This is a genomic window from Rhodococcus sp. NPDC060084 (genome assembly GCF_042730335.1).
GTDB lineage: Bacteria > Actinomycetota > Actinomycetes > Mycobacteriales > Mycobacteriaceae > Rhodococcus.
In genome coordinates this window covers 1-7060 of record NZ_JBHWWX010000074.1, presented here as the reverse complement: position 1 = coordinate 7060, position 7060 = coordinate 1, and the positions used below count along the sequence as shown (strand labels likewise).

Below are 7060 nucleotides of genomic sequence, written 5' to 3'. Positions count from 1 at the left end.
GACTGGCCGGCGGGCTGGCCACAGCCGACCATCAGGTCGTCGATCTCCGCCGGATCCAGGTCCGGAATCTTCGCGAGTGCCGCGGCGACCATCTGTGTCGCCAGATCGTCGGGGCGGATCGACGCGAGCGAACCCTTGCGCGCGCGCCCGATGGGCGATCTCACGGCCGACACGATTACTGCTTCGGTCATCTTCTCTCCTCGTATTCGTTATGTAACAGGTTGGGGCCGAACGTAGTACGCCCTCAGATTTCGAGGAAATCGCGTTTCGGCGAGAGAGCTGTGGCGCGGGCGAGCGTTCCGGGCTCCTGTGCCCCACAGGGTTCGTGTGCTAACTTACCAAGCAATCGCTTGGTTTGGTACAGACGTTAGGAACATGCCATGGGCATCACCTCGACCTCCGACAGCGCCGGTATCACCACGGTCACCGTCGACTTCCCCCCTGTGAACGCCCTCCCCTCGCAGGCGTGGTTCGACCTGGCCGACGCGGTCCTCACCGCCGGTAAGGACCCGAAGACGCACGTCGTGATCCTCCGAGCCGAAGGCCGAGGCTTCAACGCGGGCGTCGACATCAAGGAAATGCAGGCCACCGAGGGTTACGAGGCCCTCATCGCCGCCAACCACGGTTGTGCCGCGGCCTTCGCAGCGGTCTACGACTGCGAGGTTCCCGTGATCGTCGCCGTGAACGGCTTCTGCGTCGGCGGCGGCGTCGGCCTCGTCGGAAACGCCGATGTCATCCTCGCGTCCGACGACGCGGTCTTCGGCCTCCCCGAGGTGGACCGGGGTGCACTCGGAGCGGCGACGCACCTCGCGCGTCTCGTGCCGCAGCACCTCATGCGCACGCTCTACTACACGGCACAGAACGTGACTGCCCAGCAACTCGAGCACTTCGGTTCCGTCTACAAGGTCGTCCCGCGTGACGAACTGGACGGGGCCGCACGCGAGGTCGCCGAGATGATCGCGGCCAAGGACACCCGCGTCATCCGCCGGGCGAAGGAAGCGATCAACCGCATCGACCCCGTCGATGTCAAGACCAGCTACCGCATCGAGCAGGGCTTCACGTTCGAGCTCAACCTCGCCGGGGTCGCCGACGAGCATCGCGACGAATTCGTCGCCACCGGAAAAGCCCGGACCAACAGCTGAAGTCCCCTCTCTCACAGGAGTTCGAAACCCATGCGTGACAAGAGAATGTCGCTCGACGATGTGGTCGGCGAGCTGCGCAGCGGAATGACCATCGGCATCGGTGGCTGGGGTTCGCGCCGCAAGCCGATGGCACTGGTCCGCGCGATCCTGCGATCGGACATCACCGACCTGACGGTCGTGACCTACGGCGGCCCGGACCTCGGCCTGCTGTGCTCGGCCGGGAAGGTCAAGAAGGCGTACTACGGTTTCGTCTCCCTCGACTCGGCACCGTTCTACGACCCGTGGTTCGCCAAGGCCCGCACAGGCGGCGAGATCATCGCGCGCGAAATGGACGAGGGAATGGTCAAATGCGGCCTCGAGGCCGCCGCCGCGCGCCTTCCCTTCCTTCCGATCCGCGCCGGACTCGGTTCGGACGTCGTCGAATTCTGGGAAGGCGAGCTGAAGACCGTCACCTCCCCCTACCCGGGGCCGGACGGCACCGAGACCTTGATCGCGATGCCCGCGCTGAACCTCGATGCGTCGCTGGTGCACCTCAATATCGGTGATGCACACGGCAACGCCGCGTACACGGGTGTCGATCCCTACTTCGACGACCTCTACTGCGTGGCCGCCGAGAAGCGCTACGTCTCGGTCGAGCGGATCGTCGACACCGAAGAACTCGTCAAATCCGTTCCGCTGCAGTCCATCGTTCTCAACCGGATGATGGTCGACGGGGTTGTCGAAGCACCCGGCGGTGCGCACTTCACCCTCGCGGGCGACAGTTACGGGCGCGACGAGAAGTTCCAGCGTCATTACGCCGAGTCGGCCAAGGACCCCGAGTCCTGGCAGAAGTTCGTCGATCGCTTCCTGTCGGGCAGCGAGGACGACTACCAGGCCGCCGTCCAGAAATTCGCAGCCGAATCCAAGAGTGGGGAGCAGGCATGACCACCACCGAGACCGTCACGCGCGCCGAGTACTGCGCGATCGCGTGCGCCGAGATCTTCTCCGACGCAGGCGAAATCATGGCCAGCCCGATGGCCACTCTCCCCCAGATCGGCGCCCGGCTCGCCAAGCTCACCACCGAGCCCGACCTGCTGATCACCGACGGGGAAGCACTCATCCTCGCCGAGGTTCCGCCGCTCGGCGCCAAGGCCCCGATCGAGGGATGGATGCCGTTCCGCAAGGTGTTCGACGTGGTCGCGTCCGGTCGGCGCCACGTGGTCATGGGTGCCAACCAGATCGATCGCCACGGTAACCAGAACCTCTCGGCCTTCGGTCCGCTCCAGCACCCCACCCGCCAGATGTTCGGCGTGCGCGGCGCCCCGGGCAACACCATCAACCACGCCACGAGTTACTGGGTCGGCCGGCACACCGCTCGGGTGTTCACCGACAAGGTCGACATCGTCTCGGGCGTCGGATACGACAAGATCGATCCCGAGAATCCGGCGTACCGGTTCCTGAGCATCCCCCGCGTCGTCACCAATCTCGGTGTCTTCGACTTCGGCGGCCCGGGCCACACGTTCCGGGCACTGTCGCTGCACCCCGGTGTCGAGGCCGCAACTGTCGCCGAGAACACCTCCTTCGAGGTTGCCGGGCTGAACGAGGCCGGCGTGACCCGCGAACCGACCGCCGAGGAACTGCGGCTCATCCGCGAGGTCCTCGACCCGAAGAGTCTGCGCGACCGCGAGGTCTCCCTGTGACAACCCTGCGCACGCCCCTCACGGAACTGGTGGGCATCGAACATCCCATCGTCCAGACGGGCATGGGATGGGTGTCCGGTCCCCGCTTGACCGCGGCAACGTCGAACGCGGGCGGCCTCGGCATCCTCGCCTCGGCAACGATGACGTACGCCGAACTCGAGGCCGCGGTTGCGAAAACCAAGTCCCTCACCGAGAAGCCGTTCGGCGTCAACATGCGCGCCGACGCCTCGGATGCGGCAGAGCGCATCGATCTGCTGATCCGGGAGAACGTCAAGGTCGCGTCGTTCGCGCTGGCCCCCAAGAAGGAACTGATCGCCAAGCTCAAGGACCACGGCATCGTCGTGATCCCGTCGATCGGCGCCGCCAAGCACGCGGTGAAGGTCGCGTCGTGGGGTGCGGACGCCGTGATCGTGCAGGGCGGTGAGGGCGGTGGGCACACCGGCCCGGTCGCCACGACACTGTTGCTGCCGAGCGTGCTCGACGCGGTCGACATCCCGGTGATCGCCGCGGGCGGTTTCTTCGACGGACGCGGGCTCGCCGCTGCCCTCTCGTACGGCGCCGCCGGCGTCGCGATGGGCACCCGGTTCCTCCTCACGAGCGACAGCGCGGTACCGGACTCCGTCAAGCAGCAGTATCTTGCGCGGGGGCTTCAGGACACGACCGTCTCGCTCAAGGTGGACGGCATGCCGCATCGCGTGCTCAACACCGATCTCGTGGACAGCCTCGAACGGTCCAATTACGCGAAGGGTTTGGTCGCGGCGGCACGCAATGCGACCAAGTTCAAGTCCATGACCGGGATGAAATGGTCCACTCTCGTCCGGGACGGTCTCGCGATGAAGAAGGCGAGCGATCGCACCTGGCAGCAGATCATCATGGCCGCCAACACTCCGATGCTTCTCAAAGCCGGTCTGGTCGACGGTAATACGGAAGCCGGTGTCCTCGCCTCCGGCCAGGTCGTCGGCATGGTCGACGACCTGCCGAGTTGCCAGGAACTCATCGATCGGATCGTCGCCGAGGCGGTCGAGCGAATCGACGCTCTCGGCGCCCTGCGCGAGTCGGGACGACCCGCAGCCTGAATCACGCCCTCGCAGCACAGCAGCACCCGGTCGCATGCGGCCGGGTGCTGCTGCATACGCACGACGGGGCGATTTCGCCGGAGATCTTCTGTAAGTGCGATGGTCTTGTTACATTCTCTGCTACGGAGAACGTCATTCTCCGGCGAAAGCACACTGTGAGCGCTCGGAAGGACCCCCATGACGCGGTGGAGACGATCGTTGGCCGGACTCGTCGCGGCATGTTCGATGCTGCTCGTGGTGAGCGCGTGCTCAACGAATGCGGGGCCCGGTACCGCCGCAGCCGGACCGGCCGGCGATCCGGTGAGCGGCGGTGTTGCAAGAGCCATCCAGGTCCGCGAACCGGTGGCACTCGATCCGGCTCAGCTTGCGAACACCTGGGTCGGTCAAGGACTGCTCGGCAACGCTCTGTACGGGACGTTGATGATCGACAACCCCGACACCCTCGAGATCGAATACACCCTCGCCACGGACTTCACCACCACGGACGGCGGTAACACCTTCGTCCTCACACTCCGTCCGGATCTGACGTTCACCGACGGCACACCCTTGGACGCCGAGGCGGTGAAATTCAATTGGGACCGACTGCGCGACACGGCCACGGCGTCGAATTCACTCCCCCAGGCATCGCAGGTCGCCGCGACCGAGGTGGTCGACGCGACCACGTTGAAGGCCACGCTGGCCGTTGCCAATCCGATGTTTCCATACTCGGTTACGTCGAGCGCACTCAACTGGATCGCCTCTCCCACCGCGCTGCAGAAGGGCCGGGACGCCTTCAACTCCGATCCTGCCGGTGCCGGCCCCTTCGTCCTGGCCGAGTGGACGCGTCAGGACACGATCGAGCTCGAGCGCAATCCGGGCTATTGGGACGCGCCCCGGCCGTACCTCGACCGCATTTCGCTCCGGACCGTGAGCGACGCCCAGCAGCGAATCAACATGCTCAGCACCGGTGGAGCCGACCTGGGCTCGGAATCGAGTTGGTCGGCGCTCAGCAGGGCCGAGGACGCCGGCCTCGTCACCGACGTGGTTCGGGTAGGCGGCGGGCAGTATCTCGCCATGAATCACCGCACGGCACCGTTCGACGATCCTCGGGCGCGCCAGGCTGTAGCCTCCGCCCTCGATCTCGACGGAATCAACACTGCCGTGTTCGAAGGCATGGGTGAGGTGCCCGAGACCCTGTTCCCGGAGTCCTCCCCGTTCTACGCAGACATCCCGTTGTCGCACCATGATCCGGCAGAGGCGCAGGCGCTCTTCGACGAACTCGCCGCCGAAGGCAAGCCGGTCGAGTTCACATTCACCGCAACATCTCTCCGAGAGATCAAGTCCGTTGCGGAAACCGTTCAGGCGCAGTTGAGTTCGTTCGACAACGTGGACGTGAAGGTCGAAATCCTCGATTACGCGGCATACATGCCGCGGATCGCGGCTCGCGACTTCGGAATGACGGTCTGGGCGGCCGACAGTCAGGAGCCCGACTCCGCGCTGTGGAACGCCTTTCACTCCCGTTCACCGGGCAACGTTACCGGCGTTGCAGACCCGGAACTCGACCTAGCACTGGACCAGGGCAGGGCCGGCGGCACGGCCGAGGACCGCTCGGCCTCCTATGAGACGGTGCAGCAACGACTGGCCGAACTGCTCCCCGGCGTCTGGTACATCCGTGCGGCGCCGTCGATCGTCGCGGGTGCGAATATCCACGGAATCCGGCTGTACGCGCTCGCGTCACCGCTGCCCGAGCAGATGTGGGTCACTCGGTAACGGATTCGCCGACACGGGACTCCACGGTGCGAGTTTCGCCAGTCTCCCGACGGTGTGGTGACGCTCCTGGAAGGATGATCGTCACCACCGCTCCGGTTGTCGCCCAGCCGCACTGCGGTGTGCAGCGTGCAGCCGCCAGTGCGAAGGGTGCCCTCGATGCCGAAACTGACCCCGTTCTATGAGAACGTCCAATCCCATTACGACCTGTCCGACGACTTCTTCGACCTGTTCCTGGACCCGACGCGCACCTACAGTTGTGCGTTCTTCGAGACCGACGACATGTCGCTCGAGGATGCCCAGAAGGCGAAGATCGACCTCTCCCTCGGTAAGTGCGACCTCCGGCCGGGCATGACGCTGCTCGACATCGGGTGCGGATGGGGTCGACGATGCGGCGGGCGATCGAGCGGTACGACGTCAATGTCATCGGCCTGACCCTGAGCCGCAACCAGTACGAGCACGTCTCCGAGATGATTTCCGGGCTCGCGCTGGGGCGCCGCTCCGCGGAAGTCCGATTACAGGGCTGGGAGGATTTCGACGAGCCGGTGGACCGCATCGTGAGCATCGGTGCTTTCGAGCATTTCCGCCGGCGGCGCTACGACGCGTTCTTCGAGCGCACCTCGCGCATGCTGCCCCCGGACGGCCGGATGCTGCTGCACACCATCGTCGGCCACTCGCGGCAGCTGCTCGAGGACATGGATGTGGAGGTGAACCGGGACGACGCGCTGTTCCTGCGGTTCATCCTCAGAGAGATTTTTCCCGGTGGGCAGCTTCCGGAACGGGACATGATCATCACCGGCGCCCAGCGCCACGGCTACTGGGTGCAGAACATCGAATCGCTGCAACCGCACTACGCACACACTGGATCTGTGGGCGCGCGCACTGGAAGCGCGCCATGACGAGGCAGTCGAACTGGCCTCCGAAGAGGTCTATCAGCGGTACATGCGATACCTCACCGGCTGCGCGGAGAATTTCCGGCGGGGCCTGATCGATCTCCAACACTTCACCCTCGTCAAGCACAACCGGAGCCGAGCGGGCAGCCACCGTTCAGGATGACGACGATCACAGAAATCTGCATTGGTCGCTGTAGACATTCCGGTTTGTCGGTTGTAGATTATGTGTTGTAAGTGAGAGCGAGTCCGAAAGAGGGCGAGAACGAACTGCCCGCTCAGGAGTCGAAAAGGCTTGGAGTAGGGCGCGTCGAGGCAGTGAGTTGAGTAGGTAAACCTCGAAGCGTCCGACTCCATCGGGGCCGGAGTTGGTGCGGCCCCAGGACATAGGAATTACCCGGCTTGGAGGTGGTGCGCGGTCAGTTATCGAGATCAGGTTCCGTCCACCGAGGCGGGACACAGGTAGAAAGGCCGACCGACCAGTTGGCCCGTGCAAGTAGATATCTACGAACGTAAACCCCTGGACC

Annotated in this window: 5 protein-coding genes and 2 pseudogenes; 6 read left to right on the top strand and 1 reads right to left on the bottom strand. The window is 64.9% G+C overall.

Going from position 1 to position 7060, the window contains the following annotated elements; translation table 11 throughout:
• Nucleotides 1-191, bottom strand: a pseudogene (locus tag ACFWBU_RS21030) (acetyl-CoA C-acyltransferase); the annotation flags it as partial.
• 189 nt (nucleotides 192-380) lie between these two features.
• Between ACFWBU_RS21030 and echA20 the strand changes: the two are divergent.
• The 6 genes and pseudogenes from echA20 (at nucleotide 381) to ACFWBU_RS21000 (ending at nucleotide 6699) form a co-directional block, all read left to right on the top strand.
• Nucleotides 381-1142, top strand: a complete 762-nt coding sequence (gene echA20 / locus ACFWBU_RS21025) for a (7aS)-7a-methyl-1,5-dioxo-2,3,5,6,7,7a-hexahydro-1H-indene-carboxyl-CoA hydrolase (RefSeq protein ID WP_169623094.1) — start codon at nucleotides 381-383, stop codon at nucleotides 1140-1142.
• Between the two features lie 30 nt (nucleotides 1143-1172).
• Nucleotides 1173-2066 (top strand): cholesterol ring-cleaving hydrolase subunit IpdA, encoded by an 894-nt coding sequence (gene ipdA / locus ACFWBU_RS21020; protein WP_378529141.1) that lies wholly within the window; start codon nucleotides 1173-1175, stop codon nucleotides 2064-2066.
• On the top strand, nucleotides 2063-2821 hold the full coding sequence (gene ipdB, locus ACFWBU_RS21015) for a cholesterol ring-cleaving hydrolase subunit IpdB (protein ID WP_378529140.1): 759 nt from the start codon (nucleotides 2063-2065) through the stop codon (nucleotides 2819-2821). Before ipdA ends, ipdB begins: the two co-directional genes overlap by 4 nt.
• A complete protein-coding gene (locus ACFWBU_RS21010; protein WP_378529139.1) occupies nucleotides 2818-3897 on the top strand; it encodes an NAD(P)H-dependent flavin oxidoreductase in 1080 nt (359 codons plus the stop codon). Before ipdB ends, ACFWBU_RS21010 begins: the two co-directional genes overlap by 4 nt.
• A gap of 177 nt (nucleotides 3898-4074) precedes the next feature.
• A complete protein-coding gene (locus tag ACFWBU_RS21005) occupies nucleotides 4075-5646 on the top strand; it encodes an ABC transporter substrate-binding protein (protein WP_378529138.1) in 1572 nt (523 codons plus the stop codon).
• 156 nt (nucleotides 5647-5802) lie between these two features.
• A pseudogene (locus tag ACFWBU_RS21000) lies at nucleotides 5803-6699 on the top strand (cyclopropane mycolic acid synthase family methyltransferase).
• The last annotated feature ends 361 nt before the right edge of the window (nucleotides 6700-7060 follow it).

Excerpts from the sequence above, each read along its gene's own strand:
- ACFWBU_RS21005 (WP_378529138.1), top strand. The coding sequence starts at position 4,075 with ATGACGCGGTGGAGACGATCGTTGGCCGGACTCGTCGCGGCATGTTCG.
- ipdA (WP_378529141.1), top strand. The coding sequence starts at position 1,173 with ATGCGTGACAAGAGAATGTCGCTCGACGATGTGGTCGGCGAGCTGCGC.
- ipdB (WP_378529140.1), top strand. The coding sequence starts at position 2,063 with ATGACCACCACCGAGACCGTCACGCGCGCCGAGTACTGCGCGATCGCG.
- echA20 (WP_169623094.1), top strand. The coding sequence starts at position 381 with ATGGGCATCACCTCGACCTCCGACAGCGCCGGTATCACCACGGTCACC.